Below are 22,157 nucleotides of genomic sequence, written 5' to 3' on the forward strand. Positions count from 1 at the left end.
CCCCACTCCTTTCAAGGGTCGGAAAGGAAGGCCGCAAGCCTTCCTTCCCCCGTTTTTGATACATATCTTTATGTAATTTTTAGATTAGCCATTTTTCGCTGCTATAAAAGCTTCCGCCTTCTGTATCTCCTCCGGACTTTGTTTTCCTGTTAAGCATACCGTCAGATAGATAACAGCGGAGATCCCGAACGCCGGCCAGAGTGCTTCGATCTGGAAAATGGGACTGCTGCTCACCATACCGCCTATATACCATATAACCACAATAATCAGCGAAGATAATACAGACAGGAAGGCGCCCTTAGAGCTTGAGCGTTTCCAGAACAGCCCGCATACTGTCGGCAGGAATAGTCCTGCGGAATTAATGGTAAATGCTATAAACAAGGCGTCTATAATGTCCTGGTTAAACCAGGCAAAAACAGCACTGATGATACCAATGAAGAACGAGCTGGCAATTCCCATCACCAGGAGCTTCTTTTCTTCTACCTTAGGATTAATATACCGCTGATAGATATCCCTTGTAATATTTGCAGAGGCAGTCAGCACACATACATCTCCGGTAGACATAATAGCCGCCAGGATGCCAACCAGCACCAGACCCCTTACCCCTGCAGGGAAAATCTCTACAACCAGAGCTGCCAGGCTGTTGGAGCTGGAAGCAAGATCCGGAAGTACAAGTTTTGCAGTGAGTCCCAGATAGGTGGAAGACAGCGCAATAATAATCACACAGGCTGCCGCCATGAGTGTTCCTCTCCTGGCAGCTTTCTCGTCTTTTGCCGCAAAGCACTTGGTATAGCTGTCCATAGAGGTAAAGAAAGAAAAAATGGTAGAGATGCCCAGCGCAATAATGGTAGGCCATCCCCAGGTTCCCAGGTCAAAATAAGATGCCGGCAGCGTTGAGAAGGACAATTCGTTAGTGCTCACATGATGCATGGCCAGAGGCACACCCAGCAAAACGATCCCTCCGAACAGCAGAATCATCTGCGCAAGGTCCGTATAGGTTACCGCCAGAAAACCTCCGATGGAGGTATACAGTACAATAACAAAAGTTGTCACAACAAAACAGATCGGCAGACTCCATCCGGTGAGCACATTGAGAATACTGGCGCCGGCTACAAACTGACTTCCTGTATAGGCAATATATGCCAGAATCGTAGTTACCGTGGTTGCCGCCCGTGTTTTTGAATCATATCTGTTTTCAATAAAGTCCGGGAAGGTCAGGTTATTCAGTTTATCTCCCAGCCGTTTGATAGGCTTCACCATAACAAAGGCAAAAACGATGATGCCTACAGCAATAATGCCTACATACCAGATTGCCGTAATTCCCATTTCGTAGGCTCTGGACGAGGTTCCCATGACAGATGCTCCTCCAATCCAGGCTGACATCCATAAGCACATGAGAGAGAATGCTCCCACATTCCTTCCGGCAACATAGTAATCATCAATTCCTTTCTGTTTTTTGCTTGCATAAATACCGATTAACAGCATTCCCACAAGATAAGCGACAATAATTCCAATGTCCAAGTAAGTCATAATACCGCCTCCCAATATGAAGTATATTTTGTTATGCCCCACAAAAAATCGTTAGATATTTCACACATTTGTGGTACAATTCATTACCAATAGCTTATCACAGCCATGTACAAAAGTAAATACAATTGTGCACTTTAATGGATATTTCCCGTATAAGCGATATATTTTTATCAATTTTTACCACACTTTTTCTATTCTTTATAAAATAAAAGCTATTGTTCTGTATAACAGAACAATAGCAAAAATTATCATTCTCACCAGAGTCAGTCGTCCAATTCTTCCAGTGATTTTTTAAGTTCGATCATCTTATCCCGAAGTTCCGCCGCTGCCTCAAAATTCAGATCTGCAGCTGCCTTTCTCATCTGCTTTTGTATCTCACCGATCAATTTCTCCAGTTCTTCCCTGCTCATGGACTCCGGATCCTTCATTAATTTATCCTCGGTTTCAGCTACATTCTGAGAGATACTTATCAGATCCCTGACAGCCTTCTTTATGGTCTGGGGTGTGATATTATGCGCCCTGTTGTACTCCTCCTGTATGGCTCTTCTTCGCTCTGTCTCATCAATAGCCATCCGCATGGAATCCGTAATAACATCAGCGTACATAATTACATGGCCGTCCGCGTTACGGGCCGCACGCCCTATGGTCTGAATCAGAGAGGTCTCTGAACGGAGAAATCCTTCTTTATCCGCGTCCAGGATAGCTACCAGGGTGATTTCCGGAATATCCAGGCCCTCTCTCAGAAGGTTGATTCCCACCAGCACATCAAAGACATTCAGGCGCATATCCCGGATAATCTCCGTGCGCTCCAGAGTGTCAATATCCGAATGAAGATATTTGACACGTATGCCCAGCTCCTTCATATACTCTGTGAGATCTTCGGCCATACGCTTGGTTAGCGTAGTGATGAGGACTTTGCTGCCCTTCTCCACTTCCCGGTTTACCTCTCCTACCAGGTCATCAATCTGCCCCTCCACAGGTCTTACCTCTACCTTCGGATCCAACAGGCCCGTAGGACGTATAATCTGTTCTGCCCGGAGAAGTTCATGGTCCTCCTCATACTCCCCGGGGGTAGCAGAGACAAACAAAATCTGATCGATTTTGCTCTCAAACTCCTCAAAATTGAGGGGACGGTTATCCTTTGCCGAGGGAAGGCGGAAACCATAATCCACCAAAGTACCCTTTCTGGACTGATCTCCGGCATACATTCCGCGGATCTGGGGAACTGTTTTGTGAGACTCATCTACAATAATAAGGAAATCATCTCCAAAATAATCTACCAGGGTATAGGGCGGCTGCCCCGGCGCTAGCCCGGATAAATGGCGTGAATAGTTCTCTATTCCTGAACAGAACCCGGTCTCTTTCATCATTTCAATGTCGAAATTTGTCCTCTCAGAGATCCTCTGAGCCTCTAAAAGTTTATCCTCACTCTTAAAATATGCCACCCTTTCCTGCAATTCCTCTTCAATATTCTTAGCCGCCTCCAGAATTCGTTCCATGGGAACCACATAGTGAGAAGCCGGAAAGATGGCTATATGGTTCAAAACGTTCTTAATCTCTCCGGTGAGGGTATCCACCTCTGTAATCCGATCGATTTCATCCCCGAAAAATTCCACCCGGACCGCCAGTTCTGAGTAATCTGCAGGGAATATCTCCAACACATCCCCCCTCACCCGGAAGGTCCCCCGGTGGAAATCCATGTCATTCCTGTCATATTGGATGTCAATGAGTCTGCGGATCACCTCATCCCTGTCCCGCTCCATACCGGGGCGGAGGGAGATTATCATATTCTGGTAATCCTTGGGACTTCCGATTCCATAGATGCAGGACACACTGGATACGATAATGACATCTCTCCGCTCACTTAAAGCGGCAGTGGCAGAGAGACGTAGCTTGTCAATCTCATCGTTGATGGCGGAATCCTTTGCTATATATGTGTCGGAGGATGGGACGTAGGCCTCCGGCTGATAATAATCGTAATAGGAGACAAAGTATTCTACCGCGTTCTCCGGAAAGAACTCCTTAAACTCACCGTAGAGCTGGGCGGCAAGGGTTTTATTATGAGCAATAATGAGGGTCGGCTTTTGAATCTGCTGGATGACATTGGCCATGGTAAATGTCTTTCCGGATCCTGTAACCCCCAGTAAGGTCTGGCATTGATTGCCTTCTTTGAATCCCTGGACCAGTTGTTTTATAGCCTGTGGCTGGTCACCTGTCGGCTGGTATTCCGAGTGTAATTTGAAACCGATGTCATCCTTTATGCTGGTTTCGTGTGCAAGCAGCGAAGCGTCTTGCGAGTGCCTTTGATTAACCATACTGTATTTTTACCTCCGTGAAATGAAGAGCACAACGCCTTTACTTAGACACAATTAGCGCCAGAGAAAGACTGGCGAAGATTGTACTTTTAAAAATTATAACATAGACCAATAGAAAAGTATAGGCAGACGCGGAACATTTGTTCTTTTCTCTTTTTGCATTTCTGCGGCTTTTTATGATATCTGTTTTCCGCCGTCAAACGAGGTATTTGCTAATCTCACGCTTCAGTGTAACCCCGTCCAGAGGCTTGGCCAGGTGGCCGTCCATACCGGCATCCTTTGCTGCCCGGATATCTTCCGCAAAGGCATCTGCTGTCATTGCCAGAATAGGTACGGTCCCTGCATCCGTGCGGTTCAGCGTCCGGATCGTCCGGGCTGCCGTATAGCCGTCCATCACGGGCATCTGAATATCCATAAGAAGAATATCATAGAAGCCTTCCTCTGAAGCTGCAAAAGCCTTAATCCCCTGGAGACCGTCACAGGCAGTGTCTATCACCGCCCCCATATCCCCCAGCAGTTCCTGGGCCACCTCCCGGTTCAGGGCATTATCCTCCACCAGAAGAAAATGCCTGCCTCCAAAGTCAGATATATGCTCTGATTCACTTCGCTCACCCTCCGTTGACTCTCCCAGAATATACTGCCGCAGCCCCCGGATCAGAGTGGATGCAAAGATAGGCTTCTGAAGAAATCCGCTTACCCCTGCCATTTTAGCTTCCTGTTCGATATCGTTCCAGTCATAAGCAGAGATAATCAATATAGGCAGTTCTCCCTCACTGACCTCCCGCAGCCGGCGGGTAGTCTCAAGACCATCCTGCCCGGGCATTTTCCAGTCCAGAAGAATGGCGTCATATGCTTCCCCCTTTTTCTGTGCCTCCAGCACCTTTGCTACCGCCTGCTCACCGCTGTCCACCCAATCTGCATAGATACCGATATTTTGGAGCATCTCTACGGTATATTCACACATAACTGCATCATCATCCGCCACAATAATTTTTAAATTCGGAAAAGACGCGTCCAGTTTTGGAGACTCCTCGATTTTCAAAGGAAGACGGACACTAAAAACAGACCCTTTCCCAGGTTCACTCTCCACTTCAATTGTTCCCTCCAGCAGCTCTGCTATCCTTTTTGTTATTGCCATCCCAAGTCCGGTTCCTTCTGTCTTATCCACTCTGCTGTCCTTCTCACGGCTGAAAGCTGTGAAGAGGTGTTCGATAAATTCCGGCTGCATACCAATTCCTGTATCCGTAATTGTAAATATAAAATAAGCGGTTCCCCCTTCTGTACCCACTTCCGCCACATCCATCGTGATGCTTCCCCCCAGGGGAGTAAACTTGCAGGCATTGGAAAGTATGTTCAAAAATATTTGCCGCAGCCTGAGGGAATCGCTTACAAAAAGTTCATGAATCACACACTGCAGACGAATAGAAAACTTCTGATCCCTTTCTTTAAACTGGGGCTGCATAATGGTTACAATATTTTCAAGAACCTCCGGCAGGGATACCACATCATCCCGAAGAGCCATCTCCCCGCTCTCAATTTTTGACATATCGAGCACGTCATTGATAAGCCCCAGCAGATGCTGTCCCGAAAGACCGATTTTTTTGAGACAATCTTTCACTTTATCCGGATCCTCCATATGGGAAACTGCAATATCCTTCATTCCCAGAATTGCATTCATGGGAGTACGGATGTCGTGGCTCATCCTGGATAAAAAGTCAGATTTTGCCCGGTTTGCTTCCTCAGCCTCTTTAAGAGCACTTCGCAGTTTTTCGGCCTGGTCCTCCAGCTGCCTCTGCATCTGCCGAAGCTCTGTCTCATTGGTTATATCAATGTAGATAACAAGATATACCGGATCTCCATCCTGGTATCCCACGCAGGACCCGTTAATCTGCAGCCAGGCGTCCTGACCTCTCTGATCGCTCATATGGACCGTAAAATGGACCTGCTCTCCCTTCAAAAGTGCCTCCCGGTGCGCTTCAAATACCGCCTGATTGCGCAGCACATTGTCCCGGAACAGAGGGTACTCCATGTTCTTCCAGCTCTCCTTCCCGAAGAACGCAAAGAAACGGTCGTTACCGTCAAGCAATGTAAAGTCAAGCATCTTTCCCACCTTGTATTTTGCGATGAAACCAGGCAGATTATCATAGGTCACGGACTGCTCCTGCTCCATACGCATGATATCACTGACATCCATCATGGCTGTGTAGGAAACCCGATATCCGTCAATATACTCATCCGTAAATCTTGCAGACATTCGGACCCATATATATTCTCCGCTCCTGCGCCGCATCTGCGCGACCAGAGTATAGCCATCTCTCCCGGCATCTAAGGTGCGGATCACCTCTTCTCCTATCTGGTTCCAAAGCTCTTCATCATGTATCCCCAATTCATCATTCATATAATAGGTATCGCACAGATTATGATACGCCGCCTGATACTCTTCCTTATTATAACCAATCAATTCATAATAGAAGTCATTTGCCCACACCAATGTAAAATGATCATCTAACAGATGTTTACTGACACTGACATGGAGAAGATTCATCAGTGTATCATATTCATATCCAATCTGTCCTGCACTGCTTTTCTGTTTATCCATGTTACTTTCCTCCGCTCTAATGATCTATTGGGGATAAGACACTCAGAAGCTCTCTCTTCGTGCCGTCATAAAAAGTAAACCGGTTCTTTCCATCTCTCTTCGCCGCATACAGCGCCTGATCGGCAGAGTGAAACAGAGCGTTGAACAGCTGCTGCTTACACCAGACCGCATCTTTCCCATATAGGCTATAGGTACATTTTATCGCAGGTAACTGTAAAAAGCAAGTTGAAGCTGAACTCCAAAGTTGTTATACTTATTTTATTACTACTTTTAGGAAATTGCGAAACGAGTCCGCAATCTTGATTCCAACAGGAAGAAAACCTGCAAAGCAGGGTTTAAGCAATCAAGGGTTTTAAGCTTCTAAGATACTCATGTTTGTGGATTTTATCTGCAACCATTACAGTTATAAGCTGAGCTATTTCTTTAGAAGCATCAGGAACAATAGCAAGGCCACAGAAGTCACGAAGCGCTTGGGAATAGTACAGAAAAAACGAGCAGGAGCGTGTCGGTTGGAATTGAGAAAATATGCTGTAGTAAAAGAGTCTTCAGAATTGGAGAAAGCTGATAAACCCAGGGGGCTTCCGGTGGCAGCATATACATGGGAAATAAAAGACGCCTGGACAATTTCATCAAGGTCAATGAATTGATCGAGTAGCATGTTTATTTTTGTAGAGAAAGAACACCGCAATAACGCGGGTTTTGGCGTTTCGCAAACGCCTAAAAAGCAAACATATTATGAAAGGAGAAAGCGCCTATTGCGTCAAAATTTGCACCAGTACGAATATCTATATCGTTCCTTAGTCACACAGTTTGAATGCGGTGCCTATCCCGAAGGAAAGACTATGCCTTCCCAGCAGCAGCTTTGCCGGCAGTACAATGTGGGGATCACCACAATCCGGAGAGTCATGAAGATGCTGGAAAATAACGGATACATCCATACTGCCGCCGGCCGGCCGGCGGTTTCTGCCTACCGCACAGCAGCAGAGTCCTGCATTGCCGCCCTGTTGGAGCGCAGGGACGGAGTGAATGATGCGTTTTGCGGACTTGGCATTCTTCTTCCGGCCCTCTATCGGGAGGGTGCAAGTCTCTGCCGGGAGCCTGAATTTACAATCATGCGGGACGCCATAGACGGAATTGCAGGACCTATGGAACTCTCAGCCCTGTACCAACAGGCCAATCTTTTTTTCAGGGCTGTGCTAAAGCCCTTTCACAACCTCCTGATTCAGGATCTGGAACTGGATGCCGAGAGTTATCTGCATGTACCCTATATCCCATATCCTGGGGTAAATGATCCCTCCTATCATGCTGAGAGCAGGGTAAAAGCCTGGCTGGAGACAGCATTAAACAGAATCCTCCGGAAAGAATATGACGCGTTTTACGATAGTATTCTGGACTTTTACGGCAAAACCCAGAGCACCATTGACGGATATCTGGAAGAACTTAGCCGCGTAGTTCCTACGCCTGCCCCGCAGAAGACAGATATCCGCTGGTTTCGGATAAAAGGCCATTCCGAGCTTTATATACGCCTGGCCATGTCTATTCTGCGGCGGATTGCCGGGGGAGAGTTTGAGGGGAAGAAATATCTCCCATCCATTCCCAGACTGATGGAAGAATACGGACTGATGAAAGAGACGGTATGCCGCAGCATTGCACTGCTGAATATGTTGGGGATCGCAGAAACAAAAGCAAAAAAAGGAACCATTCTGGTGACCGGAGAGATCCAGGGCAGCATTGCCTCTGCCTCTTTTGATTTCAGTGATCCTCTGCTCCAGCAAAGACTGGCTCTGTGTATGGATGCCATCCAGATTATGGCTCTGTCTGCAGGAATCTGTGCGAAATCCTTCACCCCCGTCACAGAGGAGTGGCTGCACAGCGCAGAGGAAAAGTTATCCTCTGCCTCTCTCCACAGTCTCAATCCCCGCTCAGTTCAGCTCCTTATGGATTATATGATACAGTTCGCTCCCTGTCATTCTCTGAGTAATATCTATTATCAGCTGAATGAGCTAATCCTGTGGGGATATTATCTGTATGCAGTGGACGCCTCCTATTATGCACCTCAGGAGAAACTGCAGTTCCTTATGCATGATGTGGTAAAGGCTCTCCGGGAAAAGGATACTTCCGCTTTGCCCTCTGCTCTGGAAAATGCCTTTCTGCAGATTTATCGGGACATCTATTCAGTAATCGCCCAGCTTCCCTGCGGTACAGATTTTCTCCCCATTCCCATATAAATCGAGTAGAAGGTAGTGATTAGCTCCTGTCCTCATTCATCTCAGCTGTCAGTCCCGCAGGTATATAGGGACAGCCCTCCACCCCCTCGGCGGTCACCAATCCGGTCTCTAAAAGGCCCCGGACTTTGCCGCTCTTAATGTCGGTCATACCAATAATGCCGTTGATCGGGGTACGGATGTCATGAATTATCGTTGTTTTCCATATCCATTACTTCCCCCTACTGCTTTGGTCGCAGCCAATTAAAGACTGATATTAGTGCCACGTTTTGATGTGTCACTCTTCCAGCTCCCGAATCAGTTCCCGGAGCCTGGACTTAATCTTAGTTCGGTGAGTACCCTTGTATCCCACTTTCTCCGCCAGACGAAGCAGGTACTCCCGGTATATAGCCACGATCTCAGGCTGTGAGATCTCAAAGACGGTAAAGGGATCTGAGGCATGCACCAGAAGTGCTCTGTGATTTTCCTTGACCATGAGGGAACTCTCCTGTTCAGCAAGTCCTTCCAGGGGGACAAAGTGATAGTTTTCATGAGTGTCCAAAATATGCAGAATCTTCTTCAAGTGCAGAGCATAGGTCTCAGGGGTGTAGTAAAGGGCGCCCACCGACCAGCATGTAGCGGTGATTGGCACTGTACCGGCACGGATCTGGTCAGCGCTGGCCAGGTGAACGATATCGATCAGATTGTACTGGTCCTGCTCCTGTTCCAGCCGCTTCATCTCCTGGAGGTAAAGTTCGCCCAGGCGTTTCTGCTCGGGGTCTTCTCTTTTTCCGATGGAATCAGCCACAAGTTCAAAAGGCGCGGTCACTGCGGACAAGGAGAGCAGCTTTTGAATGCGGAAGCCCTGGGGCGATAGGAATTTCATAAAGCACTGGAACAACTTTTGGGGTTCCGAGTAGGTATTCAGCATAGGCCGGCACAGGGCGAGATAGGCCTGAAACTCCGATTCCGTCGCCCGGAGCACCCCCGGGTCTGTGGTCAGCATCGTGGCGTAGCTGGTGGGATCGCCCGCCATGGAATGTGACGCAATCGCGATTTCTCCGGGTTGCATGATGATGGTGTGCCGGCAAAGGCGGTCCCGGATATGGGGATAAAAGTAGGCTTTTACCTTGCCGGTCATGTAGAGCGGGATCCAGCGGGCCAGAGATTCCAGAATCTGATCGCCCGAGTAGATCGGCGGTATGATGTGGCAGATCTGAAAGCCCCGCCGGATACAGTCCAGCAGCCAGGCCTGCATTTGGGAAGTAAAATCATAATCCTCCATCAGCCAATCGTCGGTCTCATCGGCAAGAATGCAGATTGTACCCGGTTCCTGCCGGGCCAGCAGGTGTTGGTACATGGACCGCACAGCAGCACGCTTTCCCTCATTTCCAAAATGAATAAAATTCCCTTTACGGCTGATCGTTGCGGCCTCCAGGGTGGAGTTGGACGCCACCCCCTTAATGGTCAGCGATTCAAAGCTGCGCATGAATCTGTCCACTCCGTCCGCGTCACCGCACAGCCAGCAGAATAAAAATTCTGATAACTGTTCTTGCTTGTCCATGAGGACCCGTCTGACTCCCGCCATCTCTGATAGAGCTCTTCTCTGATATTCGCCGGTACAGCGTTCGGCAAGGAAATTCGCCATGCTGCGCAGCGGCTCCGGATTGCGCGGGATCCCTCTCTTCCCGCTGCGGAATCGGCTGATGATGGAGGGGTCTACCTGCGCTGCCAGGGCCAGCTCCCGGTTCGTGGTTTGAGTCAAATTCATGACAAAAATTAGCTTTTCATAGAACTGCACAGTCTTATCCTCCTTTATTTATATCAGTATACCGTAAAGTGATCAAGTTTGCAACAAAATTTGTATTATTTGTCATTCAAAATGACATTTAAATGTCATTATCAAATACAGATATCCTCTTGTATTTTGCATAAAAATAAAGTATTCTATGGTTTAAGGGTATTAAAGCTTGTTACTTGTCATTCAAAATGACAAATATGTGTCATTTGCAATTGGGATTATATACATATATATGCATAAATAATGTTAAGGATTGAGTGTGAGAAATGTTATTTGAAAGAAAAATTTTAGTGGTTGAAGACAATGAGATCAACCGGGCGGCGCTGTGCGCCATCCTGTCTTCTCAATATACGATTCTGGAGGCAGAAAACGGGGCGCAGGCCCTGTCGCTGCTGGAGAAATACAGAGAGGGAATCTCTCTGATCCTGTTGGATATTGTTATGCCGGTTATGGATGGCTACACCTTTCTGAAGCATCTGAAAGCAGATCACAGACTGAATTCGATCCCGGTCATTGTCACAACGTCCAACAACAGTGAGGCGGATGAGGTGGCCGCGCTTTCCCACGGGGCCACAGACTTCATCACCAAGCCCTACCGCACCCAGATCATTTTGCACCGGGCAGCCAGCATCATCCGCCTGCGGGAGACCTCCGCCCTCATCCATCAGATCCAGTATGACCGGGTCACCGGGGTGTACAGCAAGGAATATTTCTGCCAGCAGGTCAGGGATATCCTGTTTCGGAATCCGGATATGAAATATGATGTCCTTTGTTCCGACATTGAGGACTTCAAACTGATCAACGATACCTTCGGCATGGCCGCGGGCGACCGCCTGCTGCGGCAGGTTGCCAAGCTCTGCACCCAGCGGCTGGGGGATCACGGAATCTGCGGCCGCCTGAGCGCGGACCAGTTCGCCTGTCTTCTGGAGCATCGCGAGGACTATGCGGACGAGATGTTCACTCAGTCCGACAGCAGGATCAACAGCGGTTTCGGCGATCAGAACGTCATCATGAAATACGGCATCTACACGGTGGAAGACCGGGAGGTTTCCGTAGAGCAGATGTGTGACCGGGCGCTGCTGGCGGCGCATAGCATTAAGGGAAAGTATGGCAAGCACTTTGCCCTCTACGACGACAAGCTTCGGGGCACGCTGCTGCGTCGGCAGGCCATCACGGACGGCATGGAAACGGCCCTGGCCACGGGGCAGTTTGAGGTCTACCTGCAGCCCAAGTACCAGCTCCGGGACGGCCGGCTGGCGGGAGCCGAGGCGCTGGTGCGCTGGAACCATCCGGAATGGGGCCTGCAGCCGCCTGCGGAGTTCATCCCCATTTTTGAGCGCAACGGCTTTATCACTAAGCTGGACCAATATGTCTGGGAGCGGGTCTGCGCACTGATGCAGGAATGGGATGAGAAGGGCTATCCACGTGTTATCATTTCTGTCAACGTCTCACGAATGGATATTTACAATACAAGCCTGGTGGATCTTCTCACGGAGATCGTACAACGGCACGGACTTTCACCTTCCCGTCTGCATCTGGAGATCACAGAGAGCGCGTACACGGATACTTCAAGGCAGCTCATTGATACCCTGTGCGCTCTGCGCAGACTGGGCTTCGTCATTGAGATGGACGATTTTGGCAGCGGCTACTCTTCGCTGAATATGCTAACGGAAATGCCTATCGACGTGCTGAAGCTGGATATGAAGTTTATCCAGACTGAGATTACAAGACCTACCGGCCAGGGCATCCTGCGCTTTATCGTGGACCTGGCCCGTTGGATGAAATTGAGCGTAGTGGCGGAGGGCGTAGAGACCCGGGAACAGTTGGAGAGGCTTCAAAACAATGGGTGTGACTACGCCCAGGGCTATTATTTTGCCAAGCCCATGCCTGTGGAAAATTTTGTTTCAGTCTTGACAGCGCAGACCCCTCCCCCAGACTTGAAAAACAGCCGGTCTGCCGGCTCTGTGGACAGCATGGACAGAACTCTGCTGGTGGCCGACGAAGACGAGGAGTACCGTGCTCAGGTGCATAGGACCTTCTCCGACTGCTTCAAGGTACTGGAGGCAGCCAGCTGTGAGGAGGCAGTTAAAATCCTGGGAAACCATCCGTATCAGATATCGGCCGTGATTCTTGACTTGACGCTCCAAGGCCACGCTGATATCCTGACTGCAATTCAAAAGGGACAGTGCGCCTGGGAGATACCGTGCGTAGCCACGGGACCGCTGGACATGGAACTGGAGCGCAGCGCGATGGAGCGGGGCGCCGCCGACTATGCAGTTAAACCCCACAGTCAGGAGTCGCTGCGCAGGCGGGTCCTGCGGGCGATGAGCATCCACACTCTTCAGGTACAGATACGGTCCCTGCAGAATGAGGCCTGCAGAGACACTATGACCGGCCTGCTCAACCGCCGGGGACTGTATACCATAGCCGAATCACTGCGGCATGAGTCTTCCGCCGCTGTTTATCTGTTTGAACTGGACGACTTGAAAAAGTTCAACGAGAGGTACGGCTATGTGGAGGGCGATCATTTGATCCTCCACTTCGCCTCCCTTCTGCGTGCCCATACCAGAGTGGATGATGTGCTGGTCCGGCTGGGTGGGGATGAGTTCCTAATAGTAATGCGCAACATAAGCTCCATAGAAGATGCCCATAAGAAAGAAACGGCTATTCTCCGGGCTTATTATGAGAGCCGTTACGCGGATCCGGATTCGGTGGCCTGCTTTGCCGGCACAGCACTCTGGAATGCAGAGGAACCTTTGGATGAAATAATACGCCGGACTCGCGAGACCATGAACACTGCGAAGGCCGGCAGTAAGGACGAGTGCTTTTCACGGAAGGGGTGAGCGTGTGATGTGTCAATATACGAATTTAGAAGTGATATATATATCTCCGTCCAGCAAGCTGCTGCGCGGAAAGGACAGCGGCACCGGCAACCGGGTGGTACTTAAGACCGGGGGACAGGAACATATGACTCTGGAGGCCGCAGCCCGGCTGCGGCGGGAATATCAGATTATGAAGCAGATAAACAGCCCCCATGTGGTAAAGGCCCTTGGCGAGGTCACGCTGGACGGGCGCTCCTATCTGGTGGAGGAATTCTGTCCTGGGATCACGCTGAGCAGGCTGCTGAAACAAGGCGCCCTGGAGATGTCGGACTTCTACCGGATCGCAAAACAGCTGGTGATGGGTCTGAGGGACATCCACAAGGCAGGCGTCATCCACAAAGATGTGAATCCCTCCAATATCATGTATGATGCGGAGTCTGGGCGGGTAGTGTTGCTGGACTTTGGTATCTCATCCATGTTTATGCATGAGCAGATGTCGGGGACCAGACTTGAAAATATTGAGGGTACTCTCCGCTACATCGCCCCGGAACAGACCGGACGGATGAATACGGAGCTGGATTATCGCGCTGATTTTTATTCCCTGGGCATAACACTGTATCAGATGCTGACGGGACATTATCCATTTGACGCGGAGACACCCACAGAGCTTGTTTTTTCTCATATTGCGAAGACACCGCCGGATCTTCGCGTGCTTTTGCCCAATGTTCCCCCCATGCTTGCGGCCGTCATAGACAAGCTCCTCTCCAAGATGGCAGAAGACCGCTATTTAAGCAGCGAGGGTCTTCTCTATGATCTGACGCGCTGTCAAAGAGAAAAGGAGTTTAACCTTGGTGAAAAGGATTTCAGCCGGCGCTTTGAATTCACCCACCGGCTGTATGGGCGGGAAGAAGAAATCGCCCAGCTGAAGAGTGACTTTAAGGAGGTGGCGGCCGGTTCCAGGATACTTGTCACCATCAGCGGCTATTCCGGAATTGGAAAAACCTCCCTGGTCAATCAGCTTCAGGAGGAGGCTCTGCGGACAAGCGGTATGTTCCTGCAGGGGAAATTCGACCAGTATCACGCCAACGTACCCTACTATGCCTTTTTCGAGGCTATCAAACAATTTTGCAGCATGGTTTTTTTAGAGTCAGAGGAGGGCATCCACAAATGGAAGGAGACACTGTCAGAACATTTGGGCAGCGACGCGGCTTTGCTGACCGGTAAGGTGGCGGAGCTGGCCCTGCTAACCGGCGATCAGCCAACCCCTGGGGTCATGGGGCCGCTGGAAGAGCGAACCCGGTTCAAATCCGTGTTGGAAAAGTTCCTGTCCCTGCTGACCGCGCCGAAGCATCCCCTGGTTCTGTTTTTGGACGATGTGCACCGTGCGGATATGGGCTCCTTGGAAATGCTGGAAGAGATGTTCAAAAATGAAGATATCCACGATTTAATGCTCGTCGTTTGCTACCGCGACAATGAAGTGAGCAGCGAGCATCCGCTTACCCTCAGCCTGAATAAGATAATACAGCGGGGCGGCCGGGTCACGCAGCTTAACCTGCAAGGGCTGGATCCGGAGAGCACCTCACAGATGCTGGGAGAAATATTCAAAACGGAGGGAGACACAACTTCCGGGCTGGCAGAGATTATCTATAGGAAGACTAAGGGAAATCCATTTTACATCAAGCAGTTTCTGCGGTTGTGCCATTCAAAAGGCTATCTGAAGCTGAATATGGACACCGGAAGCTGGAACTGGAAGGAGGATGAGATACAGGCCTGCCCCGCCCAGGAGAATGTAGTGGACTTCCTGACAGAAAATCTGAGTCAGTTTTCGGATGAGACAATATCCCTGTTATCCTTTGCCGCCTGCATCGGGCAGAGCTTTTCTGTGGAAGATCTGTCCGTTGTCTGCGGCCTGCCGGAACAGGAAATCAACCGCAGGCTGATTACGGCGGTAGGACAGGAGGCGGTGTATCCCATTGGGAAGGATGGGAAAACCGGCCGGCAGACCATGTATCAGTTTGCCCACGACCGATTCCAGCAGGTGTTCTATACGGTTTTGTCTGAAAAGGAGAGGGCAGATGTCCATTACCGGCTTGGAAAGCGGTATGAGGAATGCTCACGCGCCGCAGACGATCTGGACGAACGGGCGTTTGAGATCGCGGACCATTACGCCAAGGGGCTTGGGGAAGCAACGGACCCGGAAGAGCGGCGCCGGCTTCAGGAGTTCCTGCTGAGTACGGCGCACCGGTGCGGGCTGGTATCTGCCTTCGACACGGCGGAACGATACCTTAATCTCCTGCTCTCCCAGTCGGAGCCTAAGCGCCCGGAAAGCCGCCCGTTCCTCACCAAAATCTACATGGAATATCATGCGGCACTGTGCAATCTGGTGAAAGAGGAAGAATGCGACCGGATCTACGGGATGCTCTGCAATCTGGTGGCAGAGCCTACCGATCTGATAGACAGCTGCTGCCTGCAGATTTCAAGTTTCTCCAATCGGGGCCGGTATGAGGACGCCTTTGAGATCGGACTCGACCTGCTTGGGCAAATGGGGGTCTTCTTCCCCGGCGGAAATGTAAAGCTGACCCTGGAGCAGGAAATCACATCCTTTTATCAGGAGCGGGAGGCCCTTGGAGCAAAAGATATACTGAATCTCAAAGAAGCCGGGGACCCGGTGGAAGCTGGGATCAGTAAATTGCTCTGCCGCCTGTGCGGCCCGTCCATTTTCTTTAATCCCGATTATTCCTACTGGACGGTACTTACGGCTGTACGGCGCATGTTCCGGCATGGCTATACTCCCCACGCTCTGCAGATGTATTCCAACCTAATGATGCCTCTGGGAGAACTGTGCAGGGATTACCGGACAGCCTACGCGGCCGTCAAGTCAGCGATGCCTCTTGCCGAAAAACACCAGTACAGGGAGGTAATCTACTCTATCTACTGTATGTTTGCCCTCCATACCGGCCATTGGTTTGAAGATGTGGTCAATGAAATCCCATATGCAAAAGAGTCCATCAAAGGCAACGCCCAGATGGGAGATTTTGAGTACGCCTGCTACGGCTATTATGGGCTCATTATGGCGGTCATGGATAGCGCTGCCCATGTTGATGAGCTATGGCTCGAGGTACGGTCCGGGGTCAAGTTTGCGGAGAAGACCGGCAGCGACCACGCGCTAGGGAGCTTTTTGAGCTTTCAGCAGCTGTGCAGGAGTATCCGCGGGGAGCTCTCTCTCACCGGAAGCTTTGATGGGGATGGATTTTCCGAACAGGCCCATTTGGGACGGTTTGCCCATAACCTGCAGGCAGTCAGCTATTACCATGTTATCCGGGCCCTGTCGGCAGTAATCTACCGGGATTATTCCACAGCCTACCGGCTATGCAGAGACGCTGTGCCCCTGCTCCCGTATGTCTCCAGCTTTTATAACATGGCACTCCACAATTTCCTGTATTCCCTGTCTATCTGCCAGATTCTGGAGACCGGGGGCTATGAGCAAAAGGCAAGGCCGATGCTTCTGCATATCCTGGAGGAAAACCAGGATTGGATGAAGGAGCGCAGCAGCGACGCATACACCAATTACGGCCATCTTTATCTTGTGATTGAGGCGGAGAGGAAAGCAGCCTGTGGCTGTATCGGAGAGGCTCTGCTGCTCTATGAAAAAGCTCTGGAAGCCGCGGAAAAGCATGGCCGCAGTCTCCATCATGCCATCCTCTCCGATGTGGCCGCGCTGCGTTATGAGAAGCTGGGGATCCAGTCATCGGCCAGGCATTACCTCACGGACACCTACCGGCTTTACGATCATTGGGGGGCAGAGGGCAAGTGCGCCCGGATGCGGCAGGACAACCCAGAACTCGCCGGCCTATGGAAGAATGATAGCCGTCAAGGCACCCTGACTGAAGATTCCATCCGCACCACTGCTTCGCTGGATATGCGGTCTGTGCTGAAGGCGTCCCAGGCCATTTCAGAAGAGCTGGAGCTGGAAGGCATCCTGGAAAAGCTGATCTACAGTCTCCTGGAATGCGCGGGAGCACAGCATATCTACTATCTGAGCCAGACGGATTCCGGGTATGAGATCCAGTCGGAAGGCCATTCCGGGGCCAAGGACGTATGCATCGTGTCAAAGCGGCCGGCGGAGAACCGGGATATTCCGCTGAACATCGTATCGTATGTGGAAAGAACACTTGAGGCCGTGATCCTGGAAGACGGAGAGAACTCCAGGGTCTTCGGGAAGGATGATCACATTAAAGAGAGCCACTGCAAGTCGGTCCTGTGCATGCCCATCCTCAGTAAGGGGGAGTTAAAGGGCATCCTCTACTTGGAAAATAACCTGGCCGCGGGTGTCTTTGACCAGCGGAGAAAAGAAAATCTCATGCCCATTGCGGCACAGCTGGCTATCTCTCTCGAAAATGCCTATTTATATGAGAATCTGCGTTTTCTGGTAGACGAACGGACAAAGGCACTGCAGGAGGAAATCAAAGTGCGCAAGCGGGCTGAGGAAAAGTTGGCCCATATGGCAAACTATGACGCACTCACCGGACTTCCCAACCGCAGACTGTTTCACAAAATCTTGTCCCGGCTGCTCCTGGAGGCGGAAACAAGCGGGCAGCTGCTGGCCGTCCTCTACATGGATCTGGATGGTTTTAAAGAGATCAACGACACCTATGGCCACGAAAAGGGCGATCTGGTGTTGGAGGAGACAGCACGACGGCTCATCAGTGCCGTACGCGGCAGTGACATCGTGTCCCGTATGGGCGGCGATGAGTTCGTGCTGCTGTTGAGCCGGATCATGGCGGACGAAGAGATCCGGTACGTTTGCGAACGGATTCTCTCTGAAATCAGACAGCCTTTTCAGATTTTAGAGGATTTATTTGTTGAAATGACCGCAAGTATTGGAGTCAGTGTTTATCCCAGAGACGGTCAGGACGAGAAGACGCTTCTTTCCCGCGCCGATCAGGCCATGTACAAGATTAAAAAAAGTCACAAAAACTTTTACTCGTTTACCGAGCCTCCTTCTGAAGCGCAGGAGAAACCTTAAAAAAACTGCACCCAGCAGCGGCCGGCGTGAGCAAAATCATTGTTGGTCATGGAAAGGATGAGATCGATGGAAAAAATAATGACGGCCTGGGAGACGTTTCAGGCTTTTTGCAGCGCCTGGTTTGAGCGGAGAAACGCCGAGGAGGTCTATACCTTTTTAGGCGATGAGTTCTGCTTTGTGGGCACCGGGGAGGGCGAGTTTGCCCACAGCCCCCAGGAGATGAGAGATTACCTACTTCGGGACATCCAGGAGATTCCCGAACCTTTTACAGTGGAACTTACGCTCTTTCAGGAGCAGGAGATCGACAGAGATATCCGCAACCTGTCCGTGGGAATGGTCCTCAAGAATAACCAGTACCGCTGGCGGCTGCGGGGATTCTTTACCCTAGTACGGCGGCAAAAGTCTTGGCGGCTGCGCACCCTGTGGTTTTCCGAACCCAGCAGCAGTCAACGGGGCGAAGAGCACTATCCCGGAACCCTTGTGATGGAAAACATGGTGAAACAGCGGCAGGATCTGCTGAATGACTCCCTGCCCGGAGGCATGATGGGCGGGTATATTGAAGAGAGTTTCCCCTTTTATTTCGTCAACAATCGGATGCTGGAGCATCTGGGCTATGCGGACGAGGCGGATTTTGTTGCCGATATCAGGGGACTGATATCCAACTGCATGCACCCGGACGACCGAGCCATGGTGGACGCTGAGGTAGACAGCCAGATGGCCGAGGGCAGCCAATACGTGGTCGAATATCGCATGAAGAAGCGGGACGGATCCTATATTTGGGTCCATGATATGGGGCGCAAGATCACGGCGGAAAACGGCAAGCCGGCCATTATATCGGTATGCATTGACATCACCGCACAGAAAATGGCCCAGGCAGAGGTCATGCACCTGTACAATAACGTCCCCGGCGCGGTATTCCGCTGCCGGTATGACGAAGGTTTTTCCGTCGTAAGCGCCAACGACGGCCTTTACAAGTTCCTGGGCTATACCAGAGAGGAATTCGCCGAACTGGGAAACCGGATGTCAAAGGTGGTCCACCCGGAGGACCTGGGTTCTGTGCAGGCTAAGCTGGAGCTAGACCGGGACTGCAGCGGCACAATTCAGGACGAGCACCGGTTGGTCTGCAGGGACGGAAGCGTCAAATGGGTGTCTCTGAAGGCGCAGCGGCTCACAGAGGATGACGGAAATCAATATTTCTATGGCGTCTTTGTGGATATTACTGAGGAAAAGCAGGTACAGGCGCGGGTCAGGGAGCTCTACGAGAAGGAGATGTCTTATTTTGCCCAGGCCGCCTCCGCGGAGGGGAGTAATCAGGGGCGGCTTAACATCACCATGGACTATGTAGAGAGCTACCAGTCCACCGCAGGTCTGGCACTGTTCCAGCAAGGGGATTCCTATCGAGCAGCTATGGAACGGCTGGCTGAATCCGCTGTGGACCCCGATTATGGTCATTACATTCGCACCGTGCTTAATCGGACTTGTGTGTTAAACGATTTTTCCAATGGAAAAACCGATTACCGCTTTGAATTTCTCCGCCAAAAGAAGAACGGCGACGTATTTTTATGCAGCACCAGTATTCGACTGCACACCAACCCGGAAAGCGGCGACGTCATCGCCTTTTTCTACACCTTAGATGTGACGGAGCAGAGGATGTTGGAACGGATGCTGGAACGGGTTTCCAGTCTGGATTACGACGTCATTACGGAGATAGATCTGGCTAGCGGCACCTACCGTCTGGTGGTCTGTGGCAGAGAATGGAACCCCACCATCCCCCTTGAGGGGAATTTTCTGGAGGAGATCCGCCGGGTGGCGGCCAGCTGTATGGATGAGGCGCAGCAGCGGGAGTTTTTAGAAAAACTGGATCCTGGTTACATGCGGCGGGAACTTGCCAAGCATAACTCCTACACCTTCGTGCTGGAGCTGCGGCAGGACGGAGAAAAACGAGTCAAACGTTTCCAAGTTTTCTATATAGGCGAGGAGCTGGGACGAGTGTGCATGACCCGGGCCGATGTGACAAACATCGTTAGGCAGGAACAACAGCAAAAGGAGGCTCTGGCTGCCGCTCTTGCCGCCGCGGAGCAGGCTAACGCTGCGAAAACGGATTTTCTATCCCGCATGAGCCATGAGATCCGCACCCCCATGAACGCCATCATTGGAATGAGCGCCATCGCCGCCCAAGCCGTCGGAGACGATGAGCGGGTGGCCGAGTGCATTTCAAAGATCGGCATCTCCTCCCGGTTTCTGCTCTCTCTCATCAACGATATCTTGGACATGAGCCGGATCGAGAGCGGAAAAATGCTGCTCAAAAACGAAAAAATCCCGACCGAGGATTTTATAAACGGTCTCAACGCTATTTGCTACAGCCAGGCGGCGGCAAAGGACGTGGAATACGAGTGTATCGTGGATCCCACCCTGGACGATTTTTATATAGGGGACGCTATGAAGCTGCAGCAAGTGTTTCTCAACATCCTGTCTAACGCTATTAAATTTACCGGCGAGGGCGGTAAGGTCACCTTCTCCGCTGCGCTGCACAGGAAGAGCAAGAACAGCGCCACGCTGCGCTTTATGGTCAACGATACCGGCGTGGGCATCAGTGACGGCTTCCTCCGTCACCTGTTTGAACCCTTCTCTCAAGAATCCATGGGTACTACAGCCCAGTACGGCGGCACCGGCCTTGGCCTCGCTATCTCAAAAAACATCATCGATATGATGGGCGGTAAAATCACAGTGCGCTCCATTAAGGGCATAGGTTCAGAGTTCACGGTGGACGTGCAGCTGGGCATCACGGAGGAGGAACTGCTCCGCCACAACAGGAAAAAGGCGCTCCCCAATTTTTCTGCTCTGAAGACTCTGGTGGTGGACGATGATGTGGAGGTTTGCGAAAGCGCTGTGGACACGCTCAAGGAAATGGGAATCACCGCCGAATGGGTAGACAGCGGACGCAAGGCTATCGAACGGGTACAATTGATGTGGGACACAGGAAAGCATTACGATATGATCCTCATCGACTGGAAAATGCCGGATATCGACGGCATCGAAACTGCCCGGCGCATCCGTGCCATCGTGGGGCCGGAGGTCACCATCATTATTATCACGGCCTATGACTGGGCTTCCATCGAACACGAGGCCACGTTGGCAGGTGTCAATCTTCTGATGAGCAAGCCCATGTTCAAGTCCTCTCTGATCTCCGCCTTCTCCAAAGCACTGGGCGAAAAAGAGGAGAGCAGTGCAGGGAATAATCCTTTAATATTTAACTTTTCCGGACATCGGGTTCTTTTGGTAGAGGACAACGCCATCAACACCGAGGTGGCGTTAGCTCTGCTTGAGAGCAAAGGCTTTACCGTGGACACCGCAGAAAATGGACTGCGGGCAATTGAGCTGTTCAGCAAAACTGAGGCGGGCTTTTATGACGCCATTTTGATGGACATCCGGATGCCGCAGATGGATGGGTTGACGGCAGCTAATAACATTCGCCACATGAGCAACGCCGATGCCAAAACCATCCCCATCATCGCCATGACCGCCAATGCGTTTGACGACGACATGGAGAAGAGCAAGACTGCCGGCATGAACGCACATTTGGCCAAACCAATTGAACCGGAGCGGCTGTATCAGGTCCTCTACGACTTTATGTTAGGCCAGGAGGAGGAATAGAATGCAGACTATGAAACCACGGCGACTACACAGCCGCATTTACACGGCCCATACATTAAAGGGTATGGCCGGCAGCCTCGATCTGACCGCTTTATGAGGAGGCTTGTGCCATCGTAGAGCCGCTTCGCTCCGGGGAAAAGCAATATGAACAGGCCCCAGCTTTATTGGATCTGCTGAAATAAATGCGCCGCCGGGCGCACTTCAAA

Annotated in this window: 9 protein-coding genes and 1 pseudogene; 4 read left to right on the plus strand and 6 right to left on the minus strand. The window is 50.9% G+C overall.

Going from position 1 to position 22,157, the window contains the following annotated elements; all coding sequences use genetic code 11:
* Positions 1-84 precede the first annotated feature (84 nt).
* The 4 genes and pseudogenes from BUA56_RS03880 to BUA56_RS23570 form a co-directional block, all read right to left on the minus strand.
* Entirely contained in the window at positions 85-1,530 is a 1,446-nt protein-coding gene (locus BUA56_RS03880; RefSeq protein WP_072849145.1) for a sodium:solute symporter family protein, read from the minus strand.
* A 263-nt stretch (positions 1,531-1,793) separates the two neighbouring features.
* Positions 1,794-3,845 (minus strand): excinuclease ABC subunit UvrB, encoded by a 2,052-nt coding sequence (gene uvrB / locus BUA56_RS03885; protein WP_084067621.1) that lies wholly within the window; start codon positions 3,843-3,845, stop codon positions 1,794-1,796.
* Between the two features lie 196 nt (positions 3,846-4,041).
* Positions 4,042-6,444: a hybrid sensor histidine kinase/response regulator gene (locus tag BUA56_RS03890; protein ID WP_072849147.1), complete on the minus strand. Its 2,403-nt coding sequence runs from the start codon at positions 6,442-6,444 to the stop codon at positions 4,042-4,044.
* 422 nt (positions 6,445-6,866) lie between these two features.
* Positions 6,867-7,099, minus strand: a pseudogene (locus tag BUA56_RS23570) (transposase); the annotation flags it as partial.
* Positions 7,100-7,199: 100 nt separating this feature from the next.
* Here BUA56_RS23570 and BUA56_RS03900 point away from each other — a divergent pair.
* A complete protein-coding gene (locus BUA56_RS03900) occupies positions 7,200-8,672 on the plus strand; it encodes a GntR family transcriptional regulator (RefSeq protein ID WP_072849149.1) in 1,473 nt (490 codons plus the stop codon).
* Positions 8,673-8,691: 19 nt separating this feature from the next.
* On the opposite strand, the gene BUA56_RS23835 is transcribed toward BUA56_RS03900, so the two are convergent.
* Both BUA56_RS23835 and BUA56_RS03905 read right to left on the minus strand, forming a co-directional pair.
* Positions 8,692-8,820, minus strand: a complete 129-nt coding sequence (locus BUA56_RS23835) for a hypothetical protein (protein WP_278320842.1) — start codon at positions 8,818-8,820, stop codon at positions 8,692-8,694.
* Positions 8,821-8,946: 126 nt separating this feature from the next.
* Positions 8,947-10,449 (minus strand): hypothetical protein, encoded by a 1,503-nt coding sequence (locus BUA56_RS03905; RefSeq protein ID WP_072849151.1) that lies wholly within the window; start codon positions 10,447-10,449, stop codon positions 8,947-8,949.
* 266 nt (positions 10,450-10,715) lie between these two features.
* Between BUA56_RS03905 and BUA56_RS03910 the strand changes: the two genes are divergently transcribed.
* The 3 genes from BUA56_RS03910 to BUA56_RS03920 all read left to right on the plus strand — a co-directional run bounded on the left by BUA56_RS03910 (position 10,716) and on the right by BUA56_RS03920 (position 21,951).
* Positions 10,716-13,292, plus strand: a complete 2,577-nt coding sequence (locus tag BUA56_RS03910) for an EAL domain-containing protein (protein ID WP_072849153.1) — start codon at positions 10,716-10,718, stop codon at positions 13,290-13,292.
* A gap of 31 nt (positions 13,293-13,323) precedes the next feature.
* Positions 13,324-18,297 (plus strand): diguanylate cyclase domain-containing protein, encoded by a 4,974-nt coding sequence (locus tag BUA56_RS03915; protein WP_207650899.1) that lies wholly within the window; start codon positions 13,324-13,326, stop codon positions 18,295-18,297.
* A gap of 66 nt (positions 18,298-18,363) precedes the next feature.
* Positions 18,364-21,951 carry a response regulator gene (locus tag BUA56_RS03920; RefSeq protein ID WP_072849156.1) on the plus strand — a complete coding sequence of 1,196 codons (3,588 nt, stop codon included), beginning with the start codon at positions 18,364-18,366 and terminating at the stop codon, positions 21,949-21,951.
* The last annotated feature ends 206 nt before the right edge of the window (positions 21,952-22,157 follow it).

This window comes from Lactonifactor longoviformis DSM 17459 (assembly GCF_900129135.1).
GTDB lineage: Bacteria > Bacillota > Clostridia > Lachnospirales > Lachnospiraceae > Lactonifactor > Lactonifactor longoviformis.